This window comes from Streptomyces sp. NPDC050546 (assembly GCF_044457425.1).
In the GTDB taxonomy this organism is placed as follows: Bacteria; Actinomycetota; Actinomycetes; order Streptomycetales; family Streptomycetaceae; genus Streptomyces.
In genome coordinates this window covers 227,023-252,128 of the sequence record NZ_JBITGX010000006.1, presented here as the reverse complement: position 1 = coordinate 252,128, position 25,106 = coordinate 227,023, and the positions used below count along the sequence as shown (strand labels likewise).

Sequence of the window (25,106 nt, the reverse complement as noted above, 5' to 3'; positions counted from 1 at the left end):
CGGCTCAGCCCGCCTTCGGCGCCGGCACCTTCGTGACCGGCACGACCTGCGGAGCCGTCGTGGGTGGCGTGACCGTCGTGGGCGGCTTGGTGAACTGCTCCGCCTGGAGCGCGTACAGCTCGGCGTAGAGCCCACCGGTGGCCAGCAGCTCGTCCGGCGTCCCGGACTCCACGAGCCGGCCCTGGTCCAGCACATGCACCAGGTCGGCATGGCGTACGGACGCCAGCCGGTGCGTGATCAGCACGACCGTCTGACCGCTGTCGGCCAGGGCGCGGATCCGCTCGAACACCTCCAGCTCGGCCCGTGCGTCCAGGGCCGCAGTCGGCTCGTCCACGATCAGGATGCGGCCCCTGCGATAGGCCGCCCGGGCGATGCCTAGCCGCTGCCACTGGCCGCCCGACAGCTCGTGCCCGCCGCTGAAGTTGCGGGCGAGCAGCGTGTCGAGGCCGCGCGGCAGATCCGCGACCACCGTCTCCGCTCCGGCCTCGGCGATCGACGCGGCCAGCCGCTCCTCGCACACGGGCGCCGACGTCCGCCCCAGGGCGACGTTCACCCGGGCCGTGAACGGCCATCGCTTGAAGTCCTGCGCCACCATCGCGATCCGCTCGGCCAGCAGGTTCCGGTCGGCGGTCGCCGCGTCCACGCCGTCCCACAGGATCCGCCCCCGCTCCGGGGTGTACAGCCCGGCGAGCAGCTTGACCAGGGTCGTCTTGCCGGAGCCGTTCTCGCCGACCAGCGCCACGATCCGGCCCAGCGGGAGGGCGAGCGTCACGTCGTCGAGAGCGGGGCGGGCCGAGTCGCCCGGGTAGCGGAACGTGACGTTCTCGAAGCGGATCTCGCGCGGGTCCTCCGGCAGTGGCTGCCCGCCCGCGGGGATCGCGCGCTGCGCCGCCTCCGTGTACAGCCGTTGCAGGTCGCCGACGAAGAGCGCCTCCTCGTGCAGCGCGTTGACCTCCACCACGAGCGTGTCGAGGCTCTGCGAGCCGGTCCGGATGGCGATCACGGCCGTACCCGCCACCGACAGCGCCATCGAACCCGCCATCAGCAGTCCGCCGAGCGTCGCGTACGTCGCCGCCGTCGCCAGGCCCGTCCACGCCGCCGCGATCAGGCCGGTGCGGGCGGCGAGCCCGGCCAGGCGGGCCTGCTCGGCCTCGGCCGTCTCCGACATCGCGCGGAAGTGCCGCAGCAGGAACGCGCCCACACCGTGCACCCGGATCTCGGGGGCCGCCTCGGGCTCGATCAGCAGGTTGCCCAGCAGCCGGCCCGCGCGGGCGTGCTGCACCCAGGCGTGGAAGGACTCGTAGCGCCGCCGGGCCACGGTCAGCGCGCTCCAGGCGCTCGGCAGCGTCATGGTCACCAGCAGCGGCAGCAGGGCCGGATGCAGCACGGTCAGCACACCGGCCGCCGCGACCAGCGAGATCATCGCGTTGATCACACGCGTCCCGTACATGATCATCCGGCGGGCGGAGGCGGCGCCGTACTGCGCGGTGTCCAGCAGTTTGTGGAAGGCGTGGTCCTCGATCGCGGCCAGCTCCACGGCCGCGGCCCGCTCCAGGTACCGCTCGGTCGCCACCCGCTCCACCTTGGGCTCCAGGCGGCCGGTGGCGTAGGTGCTCGCGGCCCGCAGCAGCGCCGCGAGCAGCATCACGAGAGCCACCGTGACCAGCGCGGGGACGGCGCCGCGCAGCCGGTCGTCGACCGGCCCGCCGCCCATCAGCCGGGCCAGCACGCTGTTGACCGCCAGCAGGCTCACCGCCTGTGCCACGCCCCGGCCCGCCTCGGAGGCCAGTACGATCCGCGCGGCGCCCCGGTCGGCCTGCCGGGCGAGCCGCAGGCTGGACGTCAGCAGGGACGGCAGCCGGGTGATCATGGCGCGGAAGTTCAGCTCCAGGAACGCGTCGGCGTGCTGGCTCCAGCCCATGTCGTAGCGCAGCGGCCCGCCGAAGAGCAGCCGCTCCGACTCGGACACCTCCGGCGCGGTCCGCTTCTTCCCCACCGTCGACCGACCTCCCCGCTCAGGCCCCGCTCGTGAACGAACGGCCACTATCGCGGGGGCGGAGCCCGCCCGGGCAGGGCGCAGCCTGGGGCGCCGGATGCGCGCGGGCGCACGACCGGACCTGGGGAGGTGTGGGGCGGCGCGGGATCGTCGGGGTGGTGCGTATCCCCCGACCGGGAGGTGCTCGGCGGGTTACGCGCCGGACGAGTCATGTGGGGCCGGCTCTGTGCGTGGGCCGGGGCGTCGTGGGCCGGGGCGCGCAGGGCTGGCTCCGTGCGTGGGCCGGGGCGCGCAGGGCTGGCTCCGTGCGTGGGCCGGGGCGTGCAGGGCTGGCTCTGTGTGTGGGCCGGGGTGTGCTCGGTGAGTGCTGTGCGTTGTCCGACGGGGGCTCGGCCGAGCTGGCAAGTCCTGCTCGGCAGGTCCTACGCGCTGACCGGCCGTGACCACGCCGGAGCCGTCCCCGTCACGCGGCACAGGGCGAGGTACAGCGGTATCGGCGGGGTGTACGGAAGCTTGCCGTCCGGGCGGTGGATCAGCCGGGGGAGTTCCGGAGCGTCCGGGATTACCGCGCCGGTGGCGTACCGCACGGGGGCCGGCCACTCCAGGGCGTGGTCGGAGTCGGCCGGCACCAGCCACCACCAGTGCGTGCCGTCGGCGTAGACGCAGCCCGCGCGGGGCAGCCGGGGCATGACCAGCCGGCCGAGACGGGCGGGAACCGCGACCGCGTCGCAGCCGAGCGGCGCGGTCATGCCGTCGGGCACGGGCAGGCGCAGGGCCGGACCCGGCGTACGCAGTCCGCGCCGGAGGCGGGCGAGTGTGTCCAGGTTCAGTACGCGGCCACCGTGCCCGGACGTCATGCCGCCCCCTGCTCTCGGCGTCGCCCCTGCGCGGGGACCTCCGGCGCGCTTCCCGTGTGACGCGCCTGGCGGACTCCGTCCCCGTCGCCCGAGTCCTCGGACGGACCAGGCTTCGGGCGGGCGCCCCAGCCCAGGTCGTTCCGGGGCTCCGACGGGTCACTCGGGGTGTCCGCCGTGCGCGGCAGCTCGGCCCAGACCAGCATCCCGGGGCCGTGCTCATGGGCACCCCAGGCTGCGCAGAGCGCGTCGACGAGAAGCAGTCCCCTCCCGTGCTCCTCCTCGGGCCGCGTCCGGCCGGCCGCGTGGGGCTGGCCAGGGGCGCAGCCCTCGTCACGCACCGCTATCCGCACCAGGTCGTCGCCGTCGTTCAGCTCGCACACTATGTGCGTGCTCGCCGTGTGCACGATGGCGTTGGTGACCAGCTCGGAAACCACCAGGGCCGCGCTGTCGCACGTGTCCTCGCACACCGACCAGCCGGTCAGCCGAGCCCGCGTCAGGCGTCTGGCCTGAGCGGGAGAACCCGGATGTGCGGCCAGCTCGAAACGGAACCGGCGCTCGGCAGCGGCCTTCTCGGGGCCGACTCCGGCGGCACCGAGGCCGAGAGGGCCTGCGGCGGCGTCTGTTCCTAAGGGCGCGGACGGAATCACGCTTGCCACTATCGCCGCGCCGTGAACACTTGGCAAGTGTCACTCTGAAAAATGCAGAGTGCGCTGTGACGGTCTGGAAGGCCGTGGCACACTGCATCGCAACAGCACCCCGCGCGGCGCCAGTTGAGATCGTCGAAGATTCGTTCGAAACCTTGGTTCGGATCAGCTCTTCGAAAGGGTCTTCGAATGGCGCCGCCGGGCTGTCAGCGTTCTTTTGTGGCCGGCTCGTCAGAACCCTTCATGGAGGTGGAGCGTGAGCGAACCGCGGTCCGCGCCGACGGTCGGTCAGGTCGTCCTCGGCCGACGCCTGTTGGACCTGCGGGAACGCGCCGGGATGAAGCGCGAGGAGGCCGCCCGCATCCTCCGCGTCGCCCCCGCCACGGTCCGTCGTATGGAGATGGCCGAGGTCGCGCTCAAGATCCCGTACCTGCAACTGCTCCTGAAGGCCTACGGAATCTCCGACGAAGAGGCCGGCGCCTTCGTCCAGCTGGCCGAGGACGCGAACAAGCCCGGTTGGTGGCAGCGTTTTCACGACATCCTGCCCGGCTGGTTCTCGATGTACGTGAGCCTGGAGGGCGCGGCAGGCGTCATCCGCAGCTACGAACCCCATTTCGTCCCCGGCCTGTTGCAGACCGAGGACTACGCGCGCGGAGTGCTCCGCTCCGGCGCCATCGGCCAGACCCGGCCCGACGACATCGAGCGCCATGTCGCCCTGCGCATGCAGCGCCAGGACCTGCTCACCCGCGAGGACGCGCCCCGGCTGTGGGTCGTGATGGAAGAGACCGCGCTGCGGCGCCCGGTCGGCGGCCCGGAGGTGATGCGTGCCCAGATCGACAGACTGCTCGAGGCCACGAAGCTGCCCAACGTGACGCTCCAGGTCGCCCCGTTCGCCAATGGGCCGCACCCGGGGACGTACGGGCCGTTCGTGCTGTTCCGATTCGCCATGCCCGAACTGCCGGACATGGTCTACAGCGAGTACCTGACCGGCGCGGTCTATCTCGACGCGCGCGCAGAGGTGGCGACCCATCTCGAGGTCATGGACCGCATGGCGGCGCAGGCCGCTACGGCACATCGCACGAAGGAGATCCTCCGGGATCTCCGCAAGGAGCTGTGAATGGATCGCATCAAGCCGCGCAAACAGGTCTACAACGGCATGCCCGCGCGTGACTTGGGCAGCGAAGGCTGGCACAAACCGTGGAGCGGCGGGAACGGCGGGAACTGCCTGGAGGCGATGAAGCTCGCCGACGGCCGGATCGCCGTCCGTCAGTCCACCGATCCCGACGGTCCGGCGCTGATCTACACCACCGACGAGATGACGGCCTTCATCGAAGGGGCCAAGGAGGGGAAGGCGGACTTCCTGCTGTCCTGACGCGATCTCCTTTGCCGACACTCGACTTTCTGATGTTCGATCTTCTGACGCTCGATCTTCTGATGCTCGACTTTTAGACGCTGGTGCTGAATTGACCACCCTTTGTGCTTTACGGAGTGCCTCATGACCGGGCAGGACCCCACGACGGCCGTCCAGATCGACACGACCAGACCCCATCCCGCGCGGATGTACGACTGGTACCTCGGCGGGAAGGACAACTACCCGGTCGACGAGGAGATGGGCAGGCAGATGCTCACCCTCGATCCGCGGGTGCCGGTGATGGCGCGCGTCAACCGCGCCTTCATGCACCGGGCCACGCGCTGGCTGGCCCGTAACGGCGTACGGCAGTTCCTGGACATCGGCACCGGCATACCGACCGAGCCCAACCTCCACCAGGTCGCCCAGGAGATCGCCCCCGACGCCCGGGTCGTCTACTGCGACAACGATCCCATCGTCCTGGCCCACGCGGCCGCCCTGCTGCGCGGCACGGACGAGGGCGCCACCGAGTACCTCCAGGCCGACGTGCGCGACCCGGACGCCATCCTGGAGGGCGCGCGGAAGGTCCTGGACTTCACCCGGCCCGTCGCGCTGTCTCTCATCGCGCTGCTGCACTTCGTCTCCGACGAGGACGGCGGGCACGAGCTGGTCCGCCGCCTGCTCGCCGAACTGCCCTCGGGCAGCTACCTGGTGATCACCCACGCCACCGCCGACTTCACACCGGAGGAGTCCAGGGCGGCGACCGAGAAGCTCCGCGCCGCAGGCGTCACCCTGGCCCTGCGCTCCCGCGAGGAGTTCACCCGCTTCTTCGCCGGCCTCGACCTCGTCGAACCCGGCGTCGAGGTACCCCACCACTGGCACCCCGAGCTGGGCGAGCCCGTGCCCGGGCAGGACGACGGGGTGATCCCGGGGTACGGGGCGGTGGCGCGCAAGCCGTAGCCCCGGGGGCCTTCGCGCTGCTCGACTGCCGGATCGACCGCCCGGCGTCGCCGATCAGGGCTCCTCGCCGTGGAAGGGATTGGGGAACATCACCCACTTGATTCCGTCGTCGGTGTCAGCGGTATCGGCATCAGAGAGAGGCGGCGAGTCCGAGAGAGGCGGCGAGTCCGAGAGAGGCGGCGAGTCGGAGAGCTCGAAGAGGTCGGTGAGCTCTCCGGGGAGCTGCGCGGGAAGCTCCACTGGTGCCCAATGCGCTTCGTGAGCGAAATCAAGGTCCGGTGGCAGTGATTCAGCGTCACCGAGGTCGATCAACAGCTCATCGAGCATCGCGAAGATGTCATCCATCGGCCCCTCCGCCCGCGGGGAGGGACGGTGGACTCTTGCGCTCGTCAGCCACTTGCCTGGCAGCCGAAATGCGCTGTGTCACGTTTTCGTGGACGCGCTTCACGGACTGGTTCACGTTGGCGTACGCAGTGACAGCCTTGGTCTTCTGCAGCGCATAGACGCTCTTGGCGATTTCCTTGGCCTGCGGATCAATGCCGGCGTAGGAGGCGAGGTCCTCCTGTGTGACGTTGGAGAGAGCCTCGAGATAGGCCTTGTGGCGTGCGGTGACGGTCGCCAGCTCCGGGTCTTCGTAGATCAGGTCGCTGAGTGTGAGCCAGCCGAGAGAGAAGTCGCTGTCGATCGCGGCCCGGGCGGACGACCGCGCGTTCTCCTTGTCCCCCAGGGCCTGATAAGCCCTGCTCATGGTGTAGAAGATCGGCCCGGACTCGCCCGGGGTGTCCCGGCAGACTCCCAGCAGGGCCGGCTTCAGACATCCCTGCGGATTACGCTTCGCAAGGTAGACGCGGGAGATGATGTGCAGCGATGCCGGCTGGCCGGGGTGCGAGCGCAGCTGGGTCATCGCCATGCCGTAGGCCCGCTTCAGCAGCTTGTCGACCAGGGGTAATTCATTCGCCCTGTTCAACGCGCCTGCGGTATTCATGCTTTCCCGCATCAGCAAGGCCACCGGAGACAAGGTGACCGCGGTGCGCACCGCGGTCAGAGCCAATATCTCCCGCTGCATGCGCGCGATGGATTCCGCAAGGACCAGGTTGACGAAAGGGTCGTCAGGAGATTCCCGCAGCCTCTCGGAAAGGCAGTTGATGCCGTTCCGCTCATTGAAGACATCCGAAGGCAGAGAGAGCACGGGCAGGGTGCTCATGGTGCTGCCCAGCCTGGCCATCCCGCGCCCGGTGGCCGTACCCAGCGAGGTGGCGGCGAAGCGCAGCGTCAACTCACTGCGCCTGCGCGAAGCCGTGCGGCCGAGTTCCCTGGCGCGCTGAGCGGCCTTGGCACGTGCGTCCTTCATCCGCTGTACGTACTCCGGATTCGCTGTCTCGGCACGGGACACCCCGGCCGAGACGGCGTCACTCGTCAGCTTGCGCGCTTCGCGCCAGGCCGCGCCAAGAGAGTTCTTGTGATGTGGAGCCATGATCCTCTTCCGGACTTCAGGATTGCGGTGTGCCCAGGTCTCCCGTACCGCTGTCCGGGTCGTGCAGCCTCGCCTTTCCCATCAGGTCCCACATCTTGAAGCCGAGTTCGTCCAGCCGGCCGGAGACATCCTGGGGAAATCCGGAGACAGCGGCCAGGTTCGCGTTGGTGACCACCTTCTCGTAGCCGCCGCTGCGGAGCTTTTCGGCCGCGGCGCTGTACATGTCCTGCTCGGTGGCCGGCCTCGCGGGATCGTTCGCGTACGAATCGAAAAGCTCGGCCATGGACTGCGTGTTCGCCGTCACATTCTTGTCCAGGGCGCTCACGGAACTGACATTGCGCCAGCCCTCCAGCGCTTTGTTGTCCACCAGGTAGAGCTGTCCGTCCTTCTGGACGACGATATCGATTCCGCCCTGATTCGTGCCCGCGATATCAGGTTTGTAGTACAGCACGTCGTAACCCTCGCGCCCCAACGCCTCAGCAGCAGCCTTCTCTCCCGCCAGTCCCTTGGCGAGCCGCTGAGTGGTCTCGTACGCGGACTGCTCCGCCGTTCCGTTCTGGTCCCACTCGGTGAAAGCGCGATCCACTTCCAGGTCCTGCCGGCGCGCCGCGTCCGCGGCTTGGTCGTCCAGACGCTGTTGCCGCAAGAGGTCCTCGGTCGCGTTGGCCTCGATGACGGCCTTGTCCGCCTGGGCCGCGGCGGCCAGTTCATTGGCCGCGGTGGCTCCTTGCCCTGCGGCTGCACCCAGTTGCTGCTCCACTCGTTGCGCTTCGTCCCGCGCGTCGAGTGCCGCTCTGTCTCCCGGATCCGGCTGCTGCGGCGGATCAGGAGCCCTCGCCGGCTCCGGAGGCTCCCAGGCGTCCGGAGGTTCCCAGGCATCGACGGCCGGTCCGGCCGGTTCACTGACAGGAGAGGGGAGATCCGCAACGGGCGGCGGATCGGGCACCTGGGGCGGCTCAGGCGCCGGGAGAGGCGCCGGCTGAGGAGGATCCGGCAGGGGAGGTGGGGGCGGAGGGGGATCCGGCAAGGGAGGCGGGGGCGGGGGCGGAGGTGGTGGGGGTGGAGGCGGAGGCGGGTCAGGCGGGTCAGGCGGGTCAAAAACAAAGTCCGTCACGGATGTCCCCCCGCTTCACGACCGCTCCACGCCACGGGCCGACGCCGTCGCTGTCGTGGGCCCGCGGTTCTGAACAGCAAGCAGGATCCCGTTGCCCGTGATCCGTGACAAGGCGAAACCTCCCTTTCCTAGGAGTGGTCGGGGCGCGTGCTCCACGGCGTACGACTGCCGCGGAACAGCTTGGCGACCGGGCTCCCCCGGGTTGCCCTGCACACTTCGCCGGTGCCGAGGGCATGACGGCGGGACACACCGGGAGGTGAACGCGGTCCGGTGCGCGACGTCAGTACGACTCCCCGTACGCATCAGAGCCCGCACCCGGCGTCGCGGATGACCATGTGACCGGGGCCCGCTTGCGCACGCCGCCGAGCCCGTTGCCGTACGAACGACCGCCGTTCACGGCCTCGCTCACCTCGTGGCAGGCGGGGGCAGCGCGCCGCACAGTGCCTCCAGGGCCGGCCCGTAGGCATGCTCGGACGGAGTCGCGTATCCCACGACGAGGCCGTCGCTCACCGGCATGTCCGTGTCCGGGTGCCGGAACGCGGCGAGGCCGTCGAGGGCGATGCCCCGCCAGGCGGCCGCCTTGACCACGGACGCCTCGGTGCCGGGCGGCAGCCGCAGCACCGCGTGCAGCCCGGCCGCGACGCCCGTGACCTCGACCTGCGGCGCCTGCTCCGCGAGCGCCGCGACGAGCCGGTCCCGGCGGCTCCGGTACCGCTGCCGCATCCGCCGTACATGACGGTCGTACGACCCGGAGACGACGAAGTCGGCGAGGCTCAGTTGGTCGAGGACGCTCACCCACGCCTCGCGCTCGCCCTTCACGGCGAGTACGTCCTCGACATACCGCTCCGGGAGCACCATCCAGCCCAGCCGCACCGCCGGTGACAGGCTCTTGCTCACCGAGCCGATGTGGATCACCCGCTCGGGGTCGAGCCCCTGGACGGCGCCGACCGGCCGGCGGTCGTAGCGGAACTCCCCGTCGTAGTCGTCCTCCAGAACCAGCCCGCCACGCGCGCGTGCCCAGTCGATCACGGCGGCCCGGCGCGCGGGATGCAGCGGCCCGCCGGTCGGGAACTGGTGCGCCGGCGTGAGCAGCACGGCACGCTCCCGCCCCAACCGGTCGACCCGGGCGCCGTGTTCGTCGAGGGGGAGCGGCACGGTTCGCACCCCGGCGCCCGCGAGGACCTCCCGGTGGAATCCGAGTCCGTACGCCTCCACCGCCAGGGGCCCGCGCAGGACACCGCCTCCGAACAGCAGCCGCAGCGCGTGCGCGAAGCCGGAGCAGATCACGATCCGGCCGGGCTCGGTCCGCACGCCACGCGCGCGGGCCAGGTACTCCGTGAGCGCCTCCCGCAGTTCGGCCCGGCCCGCGGGGTCGCCGGGACCGAACACCTCGTTGGGCGCCTGCTGGAGCGCCCTCCGGTAGGAGGCCAGCCAGGCCGCGCGCGGGAACGCCGAGATGTCCGGCGTGCCCTGCAGCAGGTTGTGCCGGGGGCCACGTGCGCGTTCAGGTGTCTTCTTCGGTACGCGAGCGGCCGGACGCAGCGGCTCAGCACGCTCCGCGACCCGGGTGCCCGAGCCCTGACGGGCGGTGAGCCAGCCCTCCGCGACGAGTTCCGCGTAAGCGTCGGCCACGGTGTTGCGGGCGACACCGAGGTCGGCCGCGAGCGAGCGGTACGGCGGCAGCCGCGTGCCCGGAGCGAGCCGTCCGTCGCGTACGGCCTCGCGCAGCGCGCGGATCAGCGCCGTGCGCCGGCCGCCCGGCCCGGACAGCTCCAGATGCAGGTCGGATCCGATCCGTTCCGCGGAATTGACCCACGAATTCGCCATGGGAATGCACCCTACAGCGGGTCTTTGCCGCTCGTAGGTTGATGGACATGACGACGAACACGCACACGACGCGGGCGCACTCCACGGACACGGCACGGCTGGAGTTCGCCCAGTCCGCCCCGAAGGCCTTCCGGGCCCTCATCGCCTTCGACGCCGCCGCCCGTGAGGGCCTGGACCCGGCCCTCGTCGAACTGATCCAGATCCGCGCCTCGCACCTCAACCACTGTGCGTACTGCCTCCACATGCACACCAACGACGCCCGCAAGGCCGGCGAGAGCGAGGACCGGCTGCACATGGTCGCCGTCTGGCGCGAGGCCCGCCACTTCTTCACCGAGCGGGAGCAGGCGGCCCTCGCCCTCACGGAGGCGATGACCCTCGTCGCCGACGCCGGCGTCCCGGACGACGTCTACGCGCGGGCCGCGTCCCTCTTCGAGGAACGGGAACTGGCCCAGGTCCTCGCCGTGATCTGCACGATCAACACCTGGAACCGGGTGGCCCTGTCCACAGCGAAGGTGGCGGGCACGGACGAGCGGTGATCGCCTTCCGGGCGGTCGTCCCTCCAGCCCACCATGGGCCGTTCCTTCCAGCCCGCCATGGGCCGTTACTGCTAGACCACCATGGGCCGGTCGTACGGCCCGATCGGTGACGGCAGCCGCGAACTGCCCGTCAGGTGACGGTCGACCGCTGCTGCCACGGCCCGCCCCTCGGCGATCGCCCAGACGATGAGCGACTGCCCCCGCGCGGCGTCACCCGCGGCGAACACGCCGGGCACGTTCGTGGCGAAACCGGCGTCACGCGCGACGGTGCCCCGGGGCTCCATCGCCAGCCCCAGCTGGTCGACGAGACCGTCCTGCCGGTCGGGCCCTGAGAAACCGAGGGCGAGCAGCACGAGGTCGGCGGGGAGCGTCCGCCCGGTGCCTTCCACCGGGCGGCGCCGCGCGTCCACCTCGACGAGGTGCAGCGACCGCACATGGCCCTCCGCGTCGCCGTCGAAGCGCAGCGTGGACGCCGCGAACAGCCGCGCGTCCGCGTCGGCGACCGGAGCGGTCCGCAGGTCACGGGCCTCCTCGTGCGCGGCGGACAGCCGGTAGATCCGCATCGGATACGTCGGCCAGGGCTCGGCGTCCTCGTCGCGCTCCGCCTCCGGAAGCGCGTAGATGTCCAGCTGGGTCACCGACGCGGCGCCCTCCCGGACGGCCGTGCCCAGGCAGTCCGCCCCGGTGTCGCCGCCGCCGACGATGACGACGTGCTTGCCGGCTGCCGACAGCGGGGAGGCCTCCAGCTCGCCCGCGCACACTCGGTTGGAGAGCGGCAGGTACTCCATCGCCTGGTGAACCCCCCTCAGCTCCCGCCCCGGCACGGTCAGTTCACGCCACGCGGTCGCCCCCGTGGCGAGCACCACGGCGTCGTACCGGGTCCGCAGCTCATCGGCCCCGATGTCCCGCCCGACCGACGTCGACGTACGGAACTTGGTCCCCTCGGCCCGCATCTGCTCCAGCCGCCGCTCCAGATGGTGCTTCTCCATCTTGAACTCGGGGATGCCGTACCGCATCAGCCCGCCGGGCCGGTCCGCCCTCTCGTACACCGCGACCGTGTGCCCGGCCCGGGTCAGCTGCTGGGCCGCGGCCAGCCCGGTGGGCCCCGAACCGATCACCGCGACCGTCTTGCCGGACAGTCGCTCCGGCGGCCTCGGCGGTGCGAAGCCCTCCTCCCACGCCCGGTCGGCGATCGCGCACTCGACGTTCTTGATGGTGACGGCCGGCTGGTTGATCGCCAGCACACACCCCGCCTCACACGGCGCCGGGCACAGCCGGCCGGTGAACTCCGGGAAATTGTTCGTCGCGTGCAGCCGGTCGGCGGCCGCCCGCCAGTCCTCTCTCGACACCAGGTCGTTCCACTCGGGGATCAGATTGCCCAGCGGGCAGGCGTCGTGGCAGAAGGGGATGCCGCAGTCCATGCACCGATCGGCCTGCTTGCTGATGATCGGCAGCAGCGCCCCGGGGACGTACACCTCGTCCCAGTCCCGCACCCGCTCCTCGACCGGCCGCCGCGGCCACTCCTGGCGGGGCGTGGTCATGAAACCCTTGGGATCGGCCATGGCCGTCTTCCTTGCGTGCGCGTCTGGCAGGCCGTGCGTCGTCGGGCGGTACTCCTCCGGCCACGATACGTCCGCCTCCGGGCGGGTGCCTGTCGCCGCGAGCCGTCGGACGAGTGCGATCAGACGAGTGCGATCAGACGAGCGCCGTCACACGAGCGCCGTCACCCGAGCGCCGTCAGACGAGTGCCAGCACGTACGCCAGCGCGGCCCCGGCCGAGGCGGCCGTGCGGATGTGGTTCCACATAGTCCACTCGCGCACATACACCGGCCAGTACGCGGCCGCCTCCGACGTGCCCGGCTCCAGCTTGAGCAGCGCGTCGTTGCGCGGCACGTTCGCGACCATGGTGAGCCCGAACGAGCCGAACAGATACAGCGCGCTGCCCACCAGCAGCTCCACCGTCCCCTCCTCCGGCCACAGCACGAACGTCACCACGGCGATCACCGCGCACAGCACCGCCGACCCGAGGAACACGACCATGAAGGGCGGCGTCACCGCGGCCACGTTGATCGCGTTCATCGCGGCGACCCCCTGCGCGGGCGGCAGCGTGGCGAGGCCCCGCATGACGAAGGTCGAGAAGCCGCAGAACACACCGGCCACCAGGCCGGTCCCGAGCACACCCAGCACCGTCAGTACGAAGTACGGTCCGTCGATCATGTCAGCCTCTCCCACCCGTCGAGCCGGGATCCTGCCCGGCACCCTTCCTCACCACAAGTGCATTCCCGTACGAGCACAGTGACCATGGCCGAGCGGCGCGGGGCCATAAGCGAACGTCCACGATCCCCCGAACGGCCGTGTCCACCGGACCACACGGGGCAGCCGGCCGCCTCGTCGCTTCACGGCCTCGCCGTCGCGACGATCGCGGAGCAAGCGAACCCCCGGCCGGGTCACCCGGCGGAACCGAACCCGGCCTCGGTCCACCCCCTCAGCACCGTCACCACGGCCGCCGCGATCCGCCGCCGCGCCTCGTGTCTCGGTACCCCGCTCATCAGCAGCCGGTCGTACGGCGTGTCGAGATGCCGCACGGACGCCACGACCGCCGAGGTCACCGCACTCTCGGTCAGCGCCCGTCCTGCCGCACTGCGGCCCACCCGCCCGCTGCCCCGCTCCGAGGCGTGTGCGGCGATGGCGTGCGCCCGGCCGGCGGGGCATCCGGGATACAGCCGCCGTATCTCCGCCGCGAAGGCCAGAGCGAACAACTCGTCCTGAGCCGCCCGCCGCCGCGCGTCCCGCACCCGGCGCCGCCGCCGTGCCTCGGCGTCCGCGAGGCACCGCCGCTCGGCCCTCGCCAGCGCCGCCTCCTCGACCAGAACGCCCTGCCGTTCATAACGGCTCTTGCGCCGGTTGAACCGCACGACCACCGCGGACAGCGTGCTCTCCTCCCGTGATCTGCGCGTCAACGCGGTGTCGCCGCTCGGCAGGAACACCAGATGCCCGAGGTCGGCACAGTCGAGGCAGCGCGGTGCGCCGTCCTCCAGGACGAGCAGCGGCAGCGGCCCTCGCCGGCACTCGGCGCAGTACCTGCGCTTGAGAGGCTGGAAGACGAAGAGCCCGGTGAGGGGCGGAAGCATCGCGCGGGGGACCATAGGTGGTTCATTCCCCCTGACGACGGGACGAACTACGTTCGCCACGACCGACCCCGGCCATCTCGACGCCTCCCCGAGGCCTGTCCCTCGCCGGCGCCCGAGGAGCCCGCGGGGGTGGCAGTTCCTGCTCCGGCCTGACGCATCATGGGCCGTGTGCGACTCGAAGCGATCACCTGGGACCGGCTCGGCGACCTGCTCGCCGAACGCCTCCTCGACCTGAAGCCCGCCGACGGCTCTCCCTGGCCCCGCATCGCCCTCGACGGCGCCCCTGCCGCCTGCCCGGGGGATCTCGCCCAGCGTGTCTCCGAGGCGCTGCGCATACGCGGCCGCTCGTCGCTCGTCGTGGGCACGGAGGGCTTTCTGCGTCCCGCCTCGGTGCGACTGGAGTACGGCCACCGGGACGTGGAGGCCTATTACAGCGGCTGGTACGACACCGGCGCCCTGTGGCGCGAGGTGTTCGGCCCTCTCGAAGCCGACGGCGACGGCCGCGTCCTGCCGGACCTGTGGGACCCGGCCGCCGACCGCGCCACACGCAGCCCCTACACCCAACTCCCGCCCGGCGGCGTCCTGTTGCTGCACGGACCCTTCCTCCTTCGGCACTGGTTCCCCTTCGACCTGAGCGTTCATGTCCTGCTCTCCCCGGGCGCCCTGCGCCGCCGCACGCCCGAGGCCGAGCACTGGACCCTGCCGGCCTTCGAGCGCTACGAGCACGAGACGGACCCGGCCGGCGCGGCCGACGTCCTGGTACGCGCCGACGATCCGCGCCATCCGGCGTGGAGCGGTTGAACGGCTGCTCGCCATCGGGTGGACGCCATCGGGTGGACGCCGCCGGGTGGACGCCGTCGGTTGGACACCCTCGGGCGGGCGCCGCCGGGTGGACGCCATAGGGCCTGCGCCTGGGTTCTCTGTGTGGTAGCGACTGGACGGGTTCCGTGTGCGGGCATCCGGTGGCGCGGCGAGAATGAAGGGCGTCGGGACTCGCGGTGCGTCCCGCGCCGCGCCGGCCGTCCGGCATCGGGAGGTACTCCATGACCACCGCCGGAGACATCATGCACCGCGGCGCCCAGTGGATCCCCGCTCACGAAACCCTCGACCGCGCCGCCCAGCTCATGCGCGAACTGAACGTCGGGGCCCTGCCCATCAGTGACGAGAACGAGCGGCTCTGCGGCATCCTCACCGACCGCGACATCGTCGTCGGCTGCGTCGCCGTAGGGCACGACCCCGCCAGGATCACCGCGGGTGAGATGGCCAAGGGCACCCCGCGATGGATCGACGCGAACGCCGATGTCGGCGAGGTGCTCCGTGAGATGCGGGAGCACCAGATCCGCAGGCTGCCCGTGATCCAGGACAAGCGCCTGGTCGGCATGATCAGCGAAGCCGACCTCGCCCGGCACCTGGCGGACGACCAGATCGCCTCCTGGGCCGAGAGCGTCTACTCCACCACCACACGCTGACCCCGCGGGTCACACCCCGCGCGTCACACCCCAAGCGTCACGGCCCGCGTCACAGCCAGCCGCTGCGCCGGAAGGCCCGGTACAGCGTCATGCACGCGACGGATATGACGCCGATGACCATGCCGTAGCCGTACCGCCAGTGCAGCTCCGGCATGTGCTCGAAGTTCATGCCGTACACGCCGCAGACCATCGTCGGCACGGCGATGATCGCGGCCCACGCCGTGATCTTCCGCATGTCCTCGTTCTGCGCGACCGTGACCTGCGCGAGGTGCGCCTGCAGGATGGAGTTGAGCAGTTCGTCGAAGGCGGCGATCTGCTCCTTCGCGCGCAGCAGATGGTCCGAGACGTCGCGGAAGTACGCCTGTATCTCCGGGTCGACCGCTCGGATCGGCCGGGTGGCGAGATCCTCCAGCGGGCGGCTGAGCGGCACCACGGCCCGCTTCAGCTCGAGGAGTTCACGCTTGAGCTGGTAGATGCGCCCCGGGTCGGCGCGCGCACCCGTCTCCGCGAAGACATCCGTCTCGACCTGGTCGATGTCCGCCTGCACCGAGTCCGTGACGGTCAGGTAGTCGTCGACCACGTGGTCCGCGATCGCGTGCAGCACCGCGGAGGGGCCCTTTGCCAGCTGGCCGGGATCGGACTCCAGCTCCTCGCGCAGCGGACCCAGCGAGCCGTGCCGGCCGTGCCGCACCGTGATCACGAAGTCCTCGCCGACGAACACCATGATCTCGCCGGTGTTCACCACCTCACTCGTGGCCGTGAGTTCCTCGTGCTCGACGTAGCAGACCGTCTTGAACACCGCGAAGAGCGTCTCTCCGTACCGCTCCAGCTTGGGGCGCTGGTGGGCCTCGACGGCGTCCTCCACGGCCAGCGGGTGCAGATCGAAGAGCTCTGCGATGCCCGCGAACTCCTGGTCGGTCGGCTCGTGCAGGCCGAGCCAGACGAAGCCCTCCCGGCTCTTGCGCACCCGCTCCACGACATCCACCAGATCGCCGCGCGCGGGGGTGCGGACGCCGTCCCGGTACGTCACGCAGTTCACCACCGAGGAGCCCAGCGGGGAGCGGGCCGGGTGACTCAGGTCGACGCGCGGGCGCCGCCGGGCCAGCCGAGCCACCTTGCGAAGGCCGCCGACCCCGCCGAGGCTCGTGACCTTCCGCAGATTCCCTGCCATGGACATCCGGATCTCCTTGCGTGGAACTCCTCGCGCCGTTCCTGCGCCTTGCCGCGCCAGTCTGCCAGGCCCACGTGAGCTGCGGGTAAGCCTGTGGAAACGACCCATTCCGCTTTGTTCCCGGCTGTGGACGAACGACGCTCCGGTGCCGTTGTTCTGAGACATCGACGCGTGCCGGTGGGGTGCGGTTCTCCTTCCCGGAGCGTCGACGATTAAGAACAAGTCAGACAAATGGGATGATCGCGGCATGACGCGAACCGATGGGCACGTCCTCGACAACGGGCAGACCGAGGCGGCAGAGCACTTCAGCGCATTCTCCGCTCTCTTCGACCCCACGACGTTCCGGCATCTCGAAGCACTCGGCGTCGGATCCGGCTGGCGGTGCTGGGAGGTCGGCGCCGGCGGCCCGTCCGTGGTGTCCTGGCTGGCGAAGAAGGTCGGCCCGACCGGACGCGTCGTCGCGACCGACGCCGACACCTCACGGCTCGCCCGGGGAGCCCGGCCGCCCGTCGAGGTCCGAGTCCACGACCTGGGCACGCAGAACCCGCCGGGGGAGGGCTTCGACCTGGTGCACGCCCGCCTCGCCCTGGTCCACGTCCCCGACCGGCGACGGGCGTTGCGGTCCATGGCCGGCGCTCTGCGCCCCGGCGGGCGCCTCCTCGTCGAAGACGTCGACCCCGCCCTCCAGCCCCTGCTCTGTCCCGACGAGTACGGCCCCGAGCAACAGCTCGCGAACCGGCTGCGGCAGAGCTTCCGCAAGTTGCTCGCCGACCGCGGGACCGACCTCCCCTGCGGCCGCACCCTCCCGCGCCTGCTCCGGGAGGCCGGCCTGACCCGCGTCCAGGCCGACGCCTACTTCCCCATCGCATCACCTGCCTGTGCGGCCCTGGAGTCCGCCACGGTCCGCCAGATCCGCGACCAGCTGGTCACCGCGGGCCTTGCCACGGACCAGGACATCCAGCGGCACCTCATGAACGTCACGTCCGGCGCGCTCGACCTCACGACGCCACCGATGATCTCGGCGTGGGGACGCAAGCGGTAGCCAGGGGTGCTCGCCCGGCGGGTCCCGGCACACCAGGTCGGCCCGTAGCCAGGGGTGCTCGCCCGGCGGGTCCCGGCACACCACGTCGGCCCGTAGCCAGGGGTACTCGCCCGGCGAGTCCCGACACAACAGGCCAGCGCGGGCGCGTGGGACGTCAGCCGGGCAGGGGCGGACCGCAGAGGGCCTTCTGCGCGTCAGCCGGGCAGAGGCGGCCTGCCACCCACCCGCTCCACTGCCCGCGCACCCGCCCGACAGCCCTCCTCCGCTGCCTTCTCCGGCCCGGCGCCCACGAGCAGGGCGCCGAGGAACGTGCCGGTGAAGGCATCACCGGCGCCCGTGGTGTCCCGCGGCGTCGCCGGCACGGCGGGAATGCGGGCGCACACCTTCCCCGCACGGGCCACGAGTGCTCCCTCGCGCCCCTGCTTGGCGACGACCAGCGGGATGCGCAAGCTGAGCTCGGCCGCGGCGGCGGCCACGTCGGCCAGTCCCGTGAGCAGGCACGCCTCGTCGCGGCTGGGCAGCAGTACGTCCACGCCGTCGACGAGCGCCAGGAAACGCTCGACGCCCAGATCGGTGAGGAATCCGGCCGACGCCGGGTCCAGACTCACCGGCACGCCACGCGCGCGTGCGGCCTTCAGAGCCACCGTCACCAGGGCGCGACCCGGCTCGGAGAACAGGAGGTACCCCGACAGATGCAGCCGGGTCACCCCGTCGAGCAGCGCGTCCGACCAGTCGGCGGGTTCGAGCCGCAACGACGCGCCGCTGTCGGTGAGGAATGTCCGCTCCGCCGAAGCGTCCCGGTCCACCAGGCAGATCACCATGCCGGTCGAAGCCAGTGGGTCGATCACGAGGCGCGGGCGCACGCCGTGGGCGGCCAGTTCACGCTCGTGCCAGGCGGCCGCATCCGCGCCCACGCGCCCGAACAGCCGTACCTCCGCCTCACCCCGGTGCGCCGCCCAGCACGCCACGTTGGCGCCCGCCCCGCCCGGCACCGTCCGGATCGAGGCAACCGTGTCCGTGCCCGCCGCGAGCGACCCTCGGTGCCGTGCGACGACATCGGTGATCACATCCCCGACGACCAGCAGCGCCGCGCCCTCCACGGAGCGCTCGTCACGTCCCGTGGAGCGACCAGGGCCGAGACCGGTCCCGGTCTTGATCCCGGCCCTGGTCCCCGCCTCGATCCCGGTCACCGCCGGGCCCAGGCTGCCGCGATCCGCGCCGCCAGGCGCACATTGCCGCGGACCGCCGCCAGGTTGGCGCTCAGCGAGGCCCCGTCGGTGTGCCGCACCAGATAGTCGAGCAGGAACGGCGTGACCGCCTGGCCGGTGACCCCCTCCTCCTCGCACGCCTGCAGCGCGTCCGCGAGCACCCGTGAGTGCAGCTCCGGATCGAGCTGCTCCCCCTCGGGGACGGGATTGGCGACGATCAGCGCCGCCTCCGGCTCCGTGAGCGCGTCCTGGGCCCGCATGACGTCCGCCACCTGCTCCGGCGTCCGCAGCGTCCAGTCCACCGGATGCCCCGAGTCGGACAGATAGAAGCCCGGGAATCTCCCGGTGCCGTATCCGGCCACCGCGACACCCAGCGTCTCCAGCCGCTGCAGGGTCGCCGGCACGTCCAGGATCGACTTCACCCCGGCACACACCACGGTGATCCGGGTCCGCGCCAGCAGACCGAGGTCCGCCGACTCGTCCTGCGTCACCGTCCACTCCCGGTGCACTCCGCCGAGCCCGCCCGTCGCGAACACTCGCACACCCGCCCGCGCCGCCAGCAGCGCGGTCGCCGACACCGTGGTCGCCCCGCTCGCCCCGGAGGCCAGCGCGAGCGGCAGATCGCGATGGCCCAGCTTGCGGATCCCGTCCTCGTTCGCGACCCGCTCCAGCTGCTCCTTGTCCAGTCCGACATGCGGCCGCCCGTCCAGCACGGCGATCGTCGCGGGCACCGCGCCCTCCTGCCGCACGGCCGCCTCCAGCTCCAGGGCCACCTGGAGATTGCGCGGCCGCGGCAGCCCGTGGGCGATGATCGTGGACTCCAGGGCCACCACGGGCTGCCGCGCCTCGAGCGCCGCCCGCACCTCTTCCGACATCACCAGCACCACGCGCCTGCCTCCTGTCAGTCGGTCCTCCCTCATCTCTGGCGGGCGGCGCGCCGGGCCAAACCCTTGCGGGCCGTCGCGGACATCACGAGCCTGGAGTGCATGACGGACCACACAGCACGTCTCGACCACGTCGTCCTCTGGGTGCGCGACCCGGTCGCCGCCGCCGACTTCTACGAGAAGACCGTCGGCATGGAGACGCTCAGGCTCACCGAGTTCACCGCGGGCAAGGTGCCGTTCCCCTCCGTGCGCGTCAACGACGAGACCATCCTCGACCTCATGCCGCTGACCTTCGCGGAACGCATGAAAATGCTGCCCGGAGCCGCCGACAGCGCCGGCCACCCCGTCAACCACGTCTGCCTGTCCCTGCCCCGCGGCGACTTCGACGCCCTTCTCGGCCGCATCGAGGAAGGCGCCGTACCGGTGTCGGAGCTCTCCTACGACTCCTTCGGAGCCCGGGGCAAGGCCACCCGCAGCTTCTACTTCCGGGACCCGGACGGCAACGTCTTCGAGGCGCGGCACTACGACTGACCAGGCCCAAGACCTCAGAAGAGAGGCTCGGGCAGGACTCCCTCCAGGGCGAGCAGCTTCCGCTTGGTCTCCAGGCCGCCCCCGAAGCCGCCGATGCCGCCGCCGCTCTCGACGACCCTGTGGCAGGGCACCACCACCGGCAGCGGATTGGCGCCCATCGCCATGCCCACGGCCTGCGCGGCGCCCGGCTGACCGACCCGCCCGGCCAGATCGCCGTACCCGACGACCGTGCCGAACGGCACGCCCGAGGCCAGTTCCCGCAGGACCTCCCGGTTGAAGCCGGAGATCAGCGACCAGTCCAGCGGCAGGTCGAAGTCGCGTCGCTCACCCGCGAAGTACGCCGCGACCTGACGTATCGCCTCGGCCAGCAGCGGCGAGCCGGGCGCCTCGACGGGCTCGGTGCCGAGGCGCGACGCCAGCCGCTCGACCGCCCGGTCCCGCACCGCGTCCGTGGCATGGAACACGACGCTGACCAGACCCTCGCGGGTCGCGGCCAGCAGCAGCGGACCGATGCCGGTGTCGACGACGCCCCATACGACCCGCTGCTCAACCTGCCCATGGCTGTCCATGCGCCCACCGTACGACCCACCACTGACAACGCCGCCGCGGCGGGAGGGCCGGCAGGTGGCTGCCGGCCGCCGGGGCGGCGGATCACCCGCCCACGGCCTCCCGCACCACGTCCGGCTTGTTGGTGATGATCCCGTCGACGCCGTACCGGGCGACCCGCTGGGCCGTGGCCGCGTCGTCGACCGTCCAGGTGAAGACCTCCATGGGCGCGCCGTGCGGTCCGTCGAACCCCTGGACGGCGGAGACGTACGCCCTGGAGAGCGAGCCGTACGACGGGTTGATCTGGTCGGCGAAACCGGCGTAGGAGGACAGCTCCGACACCGGAGGCGTCCCCAGGAAGCCGGTCTTCACCCCGGGCTTCAGCTTGTGGACCGTCCGCACGCTGTCCGCGCTGAAGCTCTGCACGATCAGCCGGCCCGCCAGATGCGACTTGTCGAGCCAGCCTTCGTTGCTGAGCACCTTGAGCGTCTGGCGCTCTATGCCCGGATACAGCTCCGGGTTCTTGATCTCCAGGAGAAGCTTCTGGCGGTGCCGCTCGACGCGGTCCACGAACTGCTCCAGTGTCGGCACGCGCGCGCCCGCGTGGGCGGGGCCGAACCAACTGCCCGCGTCGAGCCGGGCGATCTCGGCGGCGGTGAAGTCCTTCACCTTCCACGGGGCCCGCCCGGGGAAGACCTCCTCGACGTCAGTGGTGCGCCGCAGGTTGTCGTCGTGGACGACGACGAGCTCGCCGTCCCTGGTCTGCTGGACGTCGTTCTCCACCCACGGGATGCCCAGCTCGGCCGCCTTGTCCACGGCGGCCAGCGTGTTCTCGGGCGCGTACGCGGAAGCGCCCCGGTGGGCGATGACCAGCGGCACCACCCCGGCGTCCGCTGCCCCGGCGGGGGAGACGGGGACGAGGAGAGCGGCGGTCCCCAGGAGTGCGGTGGTGGAGGCGGCGACAGCGCGCGCGTGCATGCGGACTCCTCGCGTGAGCGTTCGGCGACATCACAGACAGATCAACTGTGACAGCAGAGGGTCAACGCGAGAGGGGTGCAGGATGGCCACAGGTTGAACGCAGATGACCCAAGTCCGCTCACTGGTGCCGCACAACTGGGGCAAGGCCGTGTTTCTTTGCCGGAAAGTCGTTCGACCATTCCGGTGGGAGTCATACTCTCTGCGTCAACCCTGACCGCTCGTGCGGTCCTGGGAGGGGGCACGTCAGGAATTCCGGGACGCAAAGGGCGGGAAGGACAGCCGCGCATGCAGGGCACGGTCGACGGATTCAGCTACGGCCTGGTCACACCCCTGGTGGCCTACCTCATGGCCTGCCTCGGGGGCGCCCTGGGGCTGCGGTGCACCACCAGATCCATGCTCGTCGCCCAGTCGTGGCGCCCCGGCTGGCTCGTCCTCGGCTCCGCCGCCATCGGCTCCGGCATATGGACCATGCACTTCGTCGCGATGATGGGGTTCACGGTCCAGGAAACCCCGATCCACTACGACAAGGCCATGACCTTCGCGAGCCTCGCCGTGGCGATCGTCATGGTGGGCGTCGGGGTCTTCATCGTGGGCTACAAGGGCGCCCGGGGAACGGCCCTGTTCACCGGAGGCACCATCACCGGCCTGGGCATCGCGTCGATGCACTACCTCGGTATGGCCAGCATGCGGCTTGACGGGAAGCTCGAGTACAACACCGTCACCGTCGGCATCTCCGTCGCGATCGCCATGTGTGCCGCCACCGCAGCACTGTGGGCGGCCGGCCAGGTCAGGGGATTCCTGTGGAGCGTGGGCGCCAGCCTCGTCATGGGGCTCGCCGTCAGCGGCATGCACTACACCGGCATGGCCGCCCTGGACGTCCACCTCCACGGCACGGGCGAACCCACATCGGGAGAGTCGCCGGCGGCCCTCCTCGCGCCCATGCTGATCGGCCCGCTCGCCTTCCTCCTGCTCGCGGGCGTCGTGGTGATGTTCGACCCGCTGATGGTCATGGGGAAGCCCACCGTCGCCCCCGTCGAGCAGAAGCCCGGCATCCCCGCCCACACCCGCAGCGCCGTCCAGCACTCCGCGCACCGGCTGCGGTTCCGCCCTCGCCGCCCCGTGGAGCACAGCCGACCCCGAACCCCGCAGAAGCGCTGATCGGAGCCCGTTGTCAGTGCGGGGTCGTACGGTGGATTCCATGCGGCCCGTTTCCCAGATCGAACGCACGGTGGCGCCCTTCGAGGTCGTCAGCCCCTACCAGCCGAACGGCGACCAGCCGACGGCCATCGCCGATCTCGCCCGGCGCGTCCAGGCAGGCGAGAAGGACGTCGTCCTGCTCGGCGCGACCGGCACCGGCAAGTCCGCCACCACCGCGTGGATGATCGAGAAGCTTCAGCGCCCCACACTCGTGATGGCGCCGAACAAGACGCTGGCCGCCCAGCTGGCGAACGAGTTCCGCGAGCTGCTCCCGAACAACGCCGTCGAGTACTTCGTCTCGTACTACGACTACTACCAGCCCGAGGCATACGTCCCGCAGTCGGACACCTACATCGAGAAGGACTCCTCGATCAACGAGGAGGTCGAGCGCCTGCGCCACTCCGCGACCAACTCGCTGCTCACCCGCCGCGACGTCGTGGTGGTCGCCTCGGTCTCCTGCATCTACGGCCTCGGTACGCCGCAGGAGTACGTGGACCGCATGGTCCCCCTCAGGGTCGGCGACGAGTTCGACCGGGACGAGCTGCTGCGCCGCTTCGTGGACATCCAGTACACGCGCAACGACATGGCCTTCACGCGCGGCACCTTCCGCGTCCGCGGCGACACCATCGAGATCTTCCCGGTCTACGAGGAGCTGGCCGTCCGCATCGAGATGTTCGGCGACGAGATCGAGGCGCTCTCGACCCTCCATCCGCTCACCGGCGAGATCATCAGCGACGACCAGCAGCTGTACGTCTTCCCTGCCTCCCACTACGTCGCGGGGCCCGAGCGCCTGGAGCGGGCGGTCAACGACATCGAGAAGGAGCTGGGCGAGCGCCTCTCGGAGCTGGAGAAGCAGGGCAAGCTCCTGGAGGCCCAGCGCCTCAGGATGCGCACCACCTACGACATCGAGATGCTCCGCCAGATCGGCTCCTGCTCCGGCGTCGAGAACTACTCGATGCACTTCGACGGCCGCCTGCCCGGCTCCCCGCCCAACACCCTGCTGGACTACTTCCCGGACGACTTCCTCCTCGTCATCGACGAGTCGCACGTCACGGTGCCCCAGATCGGCGCCATGTACGAGGGCGACGCCTCCCGCAAGCGCACCCTCGTCGACCACGGCTTCCGGCTGCCCTCCGCCCTGGACAACCGCCCCCTGAAGTGGGAGGAGTTCCAGGAGCGCACCGGCCAGACGGTCTACCTGTCGGCGACCCCCGGAAACTACGAGCTCTCCCGCGGGGACGGCGTCGTCGAGCAGATCATCCGCCCCACCGGCCTGATCGACCCGGAGGTCGTCGTCAAGCCCACCGAGGGCCAGATCGACGACCTGGTGCACGAGATCCGGACGCGCACCGACAAGGACGAGCGCGTCCTGGTCACCACGCTCACCAAGAAGATGGCCGAGGACCTCACGGACTACTTCCTGGAGCTGGGCATCCAGGTGCGCTATCTGCACAGCGACGTCGACACCCTGCGCCGCGTAGAGCTGCTGCGTGAGCTGCGCTCCGGCGAGTACGACGTGCTCGTCGGCATCAACCTCCTGCGGGAGGGCCTCGACCTGCCCGAGGTGTCCCTGGTGGCGATCCTCGACGCCGACAAGGAGGGCTTCCTGCGCTCCGGCACCTCCCTGATCCAGACCATCGGCCGCGCCGCGCGCAACGTCTCGGGTCAGGTCCACATGTACGCCGACAAGATCACCCCGGCGATGGAGAAGGCCATCGACGAGACCAACCGGCGCCGCGAGAAGCAGATCGCGTACAACACGGAACAGGGCATCGACCCCCAGCCCCTCCGCAAGAAGATCAACGACATCGTCGCCCAGATCGCCCGCGAGGACATCGACACCGAGCAGCTGCTCGGCTCGGGTTACCGCAAGGGGCGCAAGGACGGCGGGGGCGCCAAGGCACCCGTGCCCTCCCTGGGCGGCAAGGCCGCCGACGGGGCCAAGCCGGCCAAGGGCAGGGGCAAGGCCAAGGAGACGGTCCCGACCGACCGCCCCGCGGCCGAACTCACCGAGCAGATCGAGGAGCTCACCACGCGCATGCGGGCCGCCGCCGCGGACCTCCAGTTCGAGATCGCGGCCCGGCTGCGCGACGAGGTCTCCGAGATGAAGAAGGAACTGCGCCAGATGAAGGAGGCGGGTCTGGCCTGACAGCGGGCCGCGTACGCGCAGTGTTGCAACACCGACACAAAGCG

General features: G+C 70.9%; 25 protein-coding genes. 10 read left to right on the top strand and 15 right to left on the bottom strand.

Annotated elements, in window-relative coordinates; translation table 11 throughout:
• Positions 1-4: 4 nt before the first annotated feature.
• The 3 genes from ACIBK5_RS17205 to ACIBK5_RS17195 form a co-directional block, all read right to left on the bottom strand.
• Positions 5-1,996, bottom strand: coding sequence for an ABC transporter ATP-binding protein (locus ACIBK5_RS17205; protein WP_399020423.1), 1,992 nt, complete (start codon positions 1,994-1,996; stop codon positions 5-7).
• Between the two features lie 422 nt (positions 1,997-2,418).
• On the bottom strand, positions 2,419-2,853 hold the full coding sequence (locus tag ACIBK5_RS17200) for a hypothetical protein (RefSeq protein ID WP_399020421.1): 435 nt from the start codon (positions 2,851-2,853) through the stop codon (positions 2,419-2,421).
• Positions 2,850-3,509 (bottom strand): ATP-binding protein, encoded by a 660-nt coding sequence (locus ACIBK5_RS17195; RefSeq protein ID WP_399020420.1) that lies wholly within the window; start codon positions 3,507-3,509, stop codon positions 2,850-2,852. The genes ACIBK5_RS17200 and ACIBK5_RS17195 overlap by 4 nt, the downstream gene beginning before the upstream one ends.
• Before the next feature lie 244 nt (positions 3,510-3,753).
• On the opposite strand from ACIBK5_RS17195, the gene ACIBK5_RS17190 reads away from it, so the two are divergent.
• The 3 genes from ACIBK5_RS17190 (at position 3,754) to ACIBK5_RS17180 (ending at position 5,805) form a co-directional block, all read left to right on the top strand.
• A complete protein-coding gene (locus ACIBK5_RS17190) occupies positions 3,754-4,614 on the top strand; it encodes a helix-turn-helix transcriptional regulator (RefSeq protein WP_399020418.1) in 861 nt (286 codons plus the stop codon).
• Positions 4,615-4,869, top strand: a complete 255-nt coding sequence (locus ACIBK5_RS17185) for a DUF397 domain-containing protein (protein ID WP_399020417.1) — start codon at positions 4,615-4,617, stop codon at positions 4,867-4,869. It abuts the gene before it with no gap.
• A 123-nt stretch (positions 4,870-4,992) separates the two neighbouring features.
• Complete coding sequence (locus ACIBK5_RS17180; protein ID WP_399020415.1) at positions 4,993-5,805, top strand: SAM-dependent methyltransferase; 813 nt, start codon at positions 4,993-4,995, stop codon at positions 5,803-5,805.
• A gap of 54 nt (positions 5,806-5,859) precedes the next feature.
• Here the strand turns inward: ACIBK5_RS17180 and ACIBK5_RS17175 are convergent, their stop codons facing one another.
• The 4 genes from ACIBK5_RS17175 to ACIBK5_RS17160 form a co-directional block, all read right to left on the bottom strand.
• The gene (locus tag ACIBK5_RS17175; protein WP_399020413.1) at positions 5,860-6,150 is read right to left on the bottom strand and encodes a hypothetical protein; all 291 of its coding nucleotides are present in this window, start codon (positions 6,148-6,150) and stop codon (positions 5,860-5,862) included.
• Positions 6,143-7,279, bottom strand: coding sequence for a tetratricopeptide repeat protein (locus ACIBK5_RS17170; protein ID WP_399020411.1), 1,137 nt, complete (start codon positions 7,277-7,279; stop codon positions 6,143-6,145). The genes ACIBK5_RS17175 and ACIBK5_RS17170 overlap by 8 nt, the downstream gene beginning before the upstream one ends.
• A gap of 16 nt (positions 7,280-7,295) precedes the next feature.
• A complete protein-coding gene (locus ACIBK5_RS17165) occupies positions 7,296-8,039 on the bottom strand; it encodes a hypothetical protein (RefSeq protein ID WP_399020409.1) in 744 nt (247 codons plus the stop codon).
• Positions 8,040-8,798: 759 nt separating this feature from the next.
• Positions 8,799-10,220 carry a PLP-dependent aminotransferase family protein gene (locus ACIBK5_RS17160; RefSeq protein ID WP_399020407.1) on the bottom strand — a complete coding sequence of 474 codons (1,422 nt, stop codon included), beginning with the start codon at positions 10,218-10,220 and terminating at the stop codon, positions 8,799-8,801.
• 47 nt (positions 10,221-10,267) lie between these two features.
• Between ACIBK5_RS17160 and ACIBK5_RS17155 the strand changes: the two genes are divergently transcribed.
• Positions 10,268-10,756, top strand: a complete 489-nt coding sequence (locus ACIBK5_RS17155) for a carboxymuconolactone decarboxylase family protein (protein ID WP_399020406.1) — start codon at positions 10,268-10,270, stop codon at positions 10,754-10,756.
• Positions 10,757-10,827: 71 nt separating this feature from the next.
• Here the strand turns inward: ACIBK5_RS17155 and ACIBK5_RS17150 are convergent, their stop codons facing one another.
• The 3 genes from ACIBK5_RS17150 to ACIBK5_RS17140 all read right to left on the bottom strand — a co-directional run bounded on the left by ACIBK5_RS17150 (position 10,828) and on the right by ACIBK5_RS17140 (position 13,887).
• Complete coding sequence (locus ACIBK5_RS17150; protein ID WP_399020404.1) at positions 10,828-12,318, bottom strand: glutamate synthase subunit beta; 1,491 nt, start codon at positions 12,316-12,318, stop codon at positions 10,828-10,830.
• Between the two features lie 175 nt (positions 12,319-12,493).
• On the bottom strand, positions 12,494-12,973 hold the full coding sequence (locus ACIBK5_RS17145; RefSeq protein WP_399020402.1) for a DUF1772 domain-containing protein: 480 nt from the start codon (positions 12,971-12,973) through the stop codon (positions 12,494-12,496).
• A gap of 230 nt (positions 12,974-13,203) precedes the next feature.
• Positions 13,204-13,887, bottom strand: coding sequence for a DUF2293 domain-containing protein (locus ACIBK5_RS17140; protein ID WP_399020400.1), 684 nt, complete (start codon positions 13,885-13,887; stop codon positions 13,204-13,206).
• 168 nt (positions 13,888-14,055) lie between these two features.
• Between ACIBK5_RS17140 and ACIBK5_RS17135 the strand changes: the two genes are divergently transcribed.
• A complete protein-coding gene (locus ACIBK5_RS17135) occupies positions 14,056-14,688 on the top strand; it encodes a uridine kinase (protein ID WP_399020399.1) in 633 nt (210 codons plus the stop codon).
• A gap of 242 nt (positions 14,689-14,930) precedes the next feature.
• Positions 14,931-15,356 carry a CBS domain-containing protein gene (locus tag ACIBK5_RS17130; RefSeq protein WP_399020397.1) on the top strand — a complete coding sequence of 142 codons (426 nt, stop codon included), beginning with the start codon at positions 14,931-14,933 and terminating at the stop codon, positions 15,354-15,356.
• Between the two features lie 49 nt (positions 15,357-15,405).
• Here the strand turns inward: ACIBK5_RS17130 and ACIBK5_RS17125 are convergent, their stop codons facing one another.
• Positions 15,406-16,533, bottom strand: coding sequence for a magnesium and cobalt transport protein CorA (locus ACIBK5_RS17125; RefSeq protein WP_399020395.1), 1,128 nt, complete (start codon positions 16,531-16,533; stop codon positions 15,406-15,408).
• Between the two features lie 241 nt (positions 16,534-16,774).
• Here ACIBK5_RS17125 and ACIBK5_RS17120 point away from each other — a divergent pair, with 241 nt between their 5' ends.
• Positions 16,775-17,569, top strand: a complete 795-nt coding sequence (locus ACIBK5_RS17120; protein WP_399020393.1) for a methyltransferase domain-containing protein — start codon at positions 16,775-16,777, stop codon at positions 17,567-17,569.
• A 194-nt stretch (positions 17,570-17,763) separates the two neighbouring features.
• Here the strand turns inward: ACIBK5_RS17120 and ACIBK5_RS17115 are convergent, their stop codons facing one another.
• Both ACIBK5_RS17115 and ACIBK5_RS17110 read right to left on the bottom strand, forming a co-directional pair.
• Entirely contained in the window at positions 17,764-18,669 is a 906-nt protein-coding gene (locus ACIBK5_RS17115) for a carbohydrate kinase family protein (RefSeq protein WP_399020817.1), read from the bottom strand.
• A gap of 86 nt (positions 18,670-18,755) precedes the next feature.
• Positions 18,756-19,661, bottom strand: coding sequence for a pseudouridine-5'-phosphate glycosidase (locus ACIBK5_RS17110; RefSeq protein ID WP_399020815.1), 906 nt, complete (start codon positions 19,659-19,661; stop codon positions 18,756-18,758).
• 102 nt (positions 19,662-19,763) lie between these two features.
• Between ACIBK5_RS17110 and ACIBK5_RS17105 the strand changes: the two genes are divergently transcribed.
• Complete coding sequence (locus ACIBK5_RS17105) at positions 19,764-20,192, top strand: VOC family protein (RefSeq protein WP_399020391.1); 429 nt, start codon at positions 19,764-19,766, stop codon at positions 20,190-20,192.
• Between the two features lie 14 nt (positions 20,193-20,206).
• Here ACIBK5_RS17105 and ACIBK5_RS17100 read toward each other — a convergent pair whose 3' ends face one another.
• Positions 20,207-20,761 carry a methylated-DNA--[protein]-cysteine S-methyltransferase gene (locus ACIBK5_RS17100; RefSeq protein WP_399020389.1) on the bottom strand — a complete coding sequence of 185 codons (555 nt, stop codon included), beginning with the start codon at positions 20,759-20,761 and terminating at the stop codon, positions 20,207-20,209.
• An 82-nt stretch (positions 20,762-20,843) separates the two neighbouring features.
• Complete coding sequence (locus tag ACIBK5_RS17095; protein WP_399020388.1) at positions 20,844-21,716, bottom strand: glycerophosphodiester phosphodiesterase; 873 nt, start codon at positions 21,714-21,716, stop codon at positions 20,844-20,846.
• 285 nt (positions 21,717-22,001) lie between these two features.
• On the opposite strand from ACIBK5_RS17095, the gene ACIBK5_RS17090 reads away from it, so the two are divergent.
• Together ACIBK5_RS17090 and uvrB are read left to right on the top strand one after the other, a co-directional pair.
• Entirely contained in the window at positions 22,002-22,874 is an 873-nt protein-coding gene (locus ACIBK5_RS17090; RefSeq protein ID WP_399020387.1) for an MHYT domain-containing protein, read from the top strand.
• Positions 22,875-22,914: 40 nt separating this feature from the next.
• The gene (gene uvrB, locus ACIBK5_RS17085) at positions 22,915-25,062 is read left to right on the top strand and encodes an excinuclease ABC subunit UvrB (RefSeq protein ID WP_399020385.1); all 2,148 of its coding nucleotides are present in this window, start codon (positions 22,915-22,917) and stop codon (positions 25,060-25,062) included.
• Positions 25,063-25,106: the final 44 nt, after the last annotated feature.

Bases quoted from the DNA above. Each gene is read 5' to 3' on its own strand.
- ACIBK5_RS17200 (WP_399020421.1), bottom strand. From the start codon at position 2,853: ATGACGTCCGGGCACGGTGGCCGCGTACTGAACCTGGACACACTCGCC.
- ACIBK5_RS17185 (WP_399020417.1), top strand. From the start codon at position 4,615: ATGGATCGCATCAAGCCGCGCAAACAGGTCTACAACGGCATGCCCGCG.
- ACIBK5_RS17180 (WP_399020415.1), top strand. From the start codon at position 4,993: ATGACCGGGCAGGACCCCACGACGGCCGTCCAGATCGACACGACCAGA.
- ACIBK5_RS17175 (WP_399020413.1), bottom strand. From the start codon at position 6,150: ATGGATGACATCTTCGCGATGCTCGATGAGCTGTTGATCGACCTCGGT.
- ACIBK5_RS17170 (WP_399020411.1), bottom strand. From the start codon at position 7,279: ATGGCTCCACATCACAAGAACTCTCTTGGCGCGGCCTGGCGCGAAGCG.
- ACIBK5_RS17160 (WP_399020407.1), bottom strand. From the start codon at position 10,220: ATGGCGAATTCGTGGGTCAATTCCGCGGAACGGATCGGATCCGACCTG.
- ACIBK5_RS17155 (WP_399020406.1), top strand. From the start codon at position 10,268: ATGACGACGAACACGCACACGACGCGGGCGCACTCCACGGACACGGCA.
- ACIBK5_RS17150 (WP_399020404.1), bottom strand. From the start codon at position 12,318: ATGGCCGATCCCAAGGGTTTCATGACCACGCCCCGCCAGGAGTGGCCG.
- ACIBK5_RS17145 (WP_399020402.1), bottom strand. From the start codon at position 12,973: ATGATCGACGGACCGTACTTCGTACTGACGGTGCTGGGTGTGCTCGGG.
- ACIBK5_RS17140 (WP_399020400.1), bottom strand. From the start codon at position 13,887: ATGCTTCCGCCCCTCACCGGGCTCTTCGTCTTCCAGCCTCTCAAGCGC.
- ACIBK5_RS17130 (WP_399020397.1), top strand. From the start codon at position 14,931: ATGACCACCGCCGGAGACATCATGCACCGCGGCGCCCAGTGGATCCCC.
- ACIBK5_RS17125 (WP_399020395.1), bottom strand. From the start codon at position 16,533: ATGTCCATGGCAGGGAATCTGCGGAAGGTCACGAGCCTCGGCGGGGTC.
- ACIBK5_RS17120 (WP_399020393.1), top strand. From the start codon at position 16,775: ATGACGCGAACCGATGGGCACGTCCTCGACAACGGGCAGACCGAGGCG.
- ACIBK5_RS17105 (WP_399020391.1), top strand. From the start codon at position 19,764: ATGACGGACCACACAGCACGTCTCGACCACGTCGTCCTCTGGGTGCGC.
- ACIBK5_RS17100 (WP_399020389.1), bottom strand. From the start codon at position 20,761: ATGGACAGCCATGGGCAGGTTGAGCAGCGGGTCGTATGGGGCGTCGTC.
- ACIBK5_RS17095 (WP_399020388.1), bottom strand. From the start codon at position 21,716: ATGCACGCGCGCGCTGTCGCCGCCTCCACCACCGCACTCCTGGGGACC.
- ACIBK5_RS17090 (WP_399020387.1), top strand. From the start codon at position 22,002: ATGCAGGGCACGGTCGACGGATTCAGCTACGGCCTGGTCACACCCCTG.
- uvrB (WP_399020385.1), top strand. From the start codon at position 22,915: ATGCGGCCCGTTTCCCAGATCGAACGCACGGTGGCGCCCTTCGAGGTC.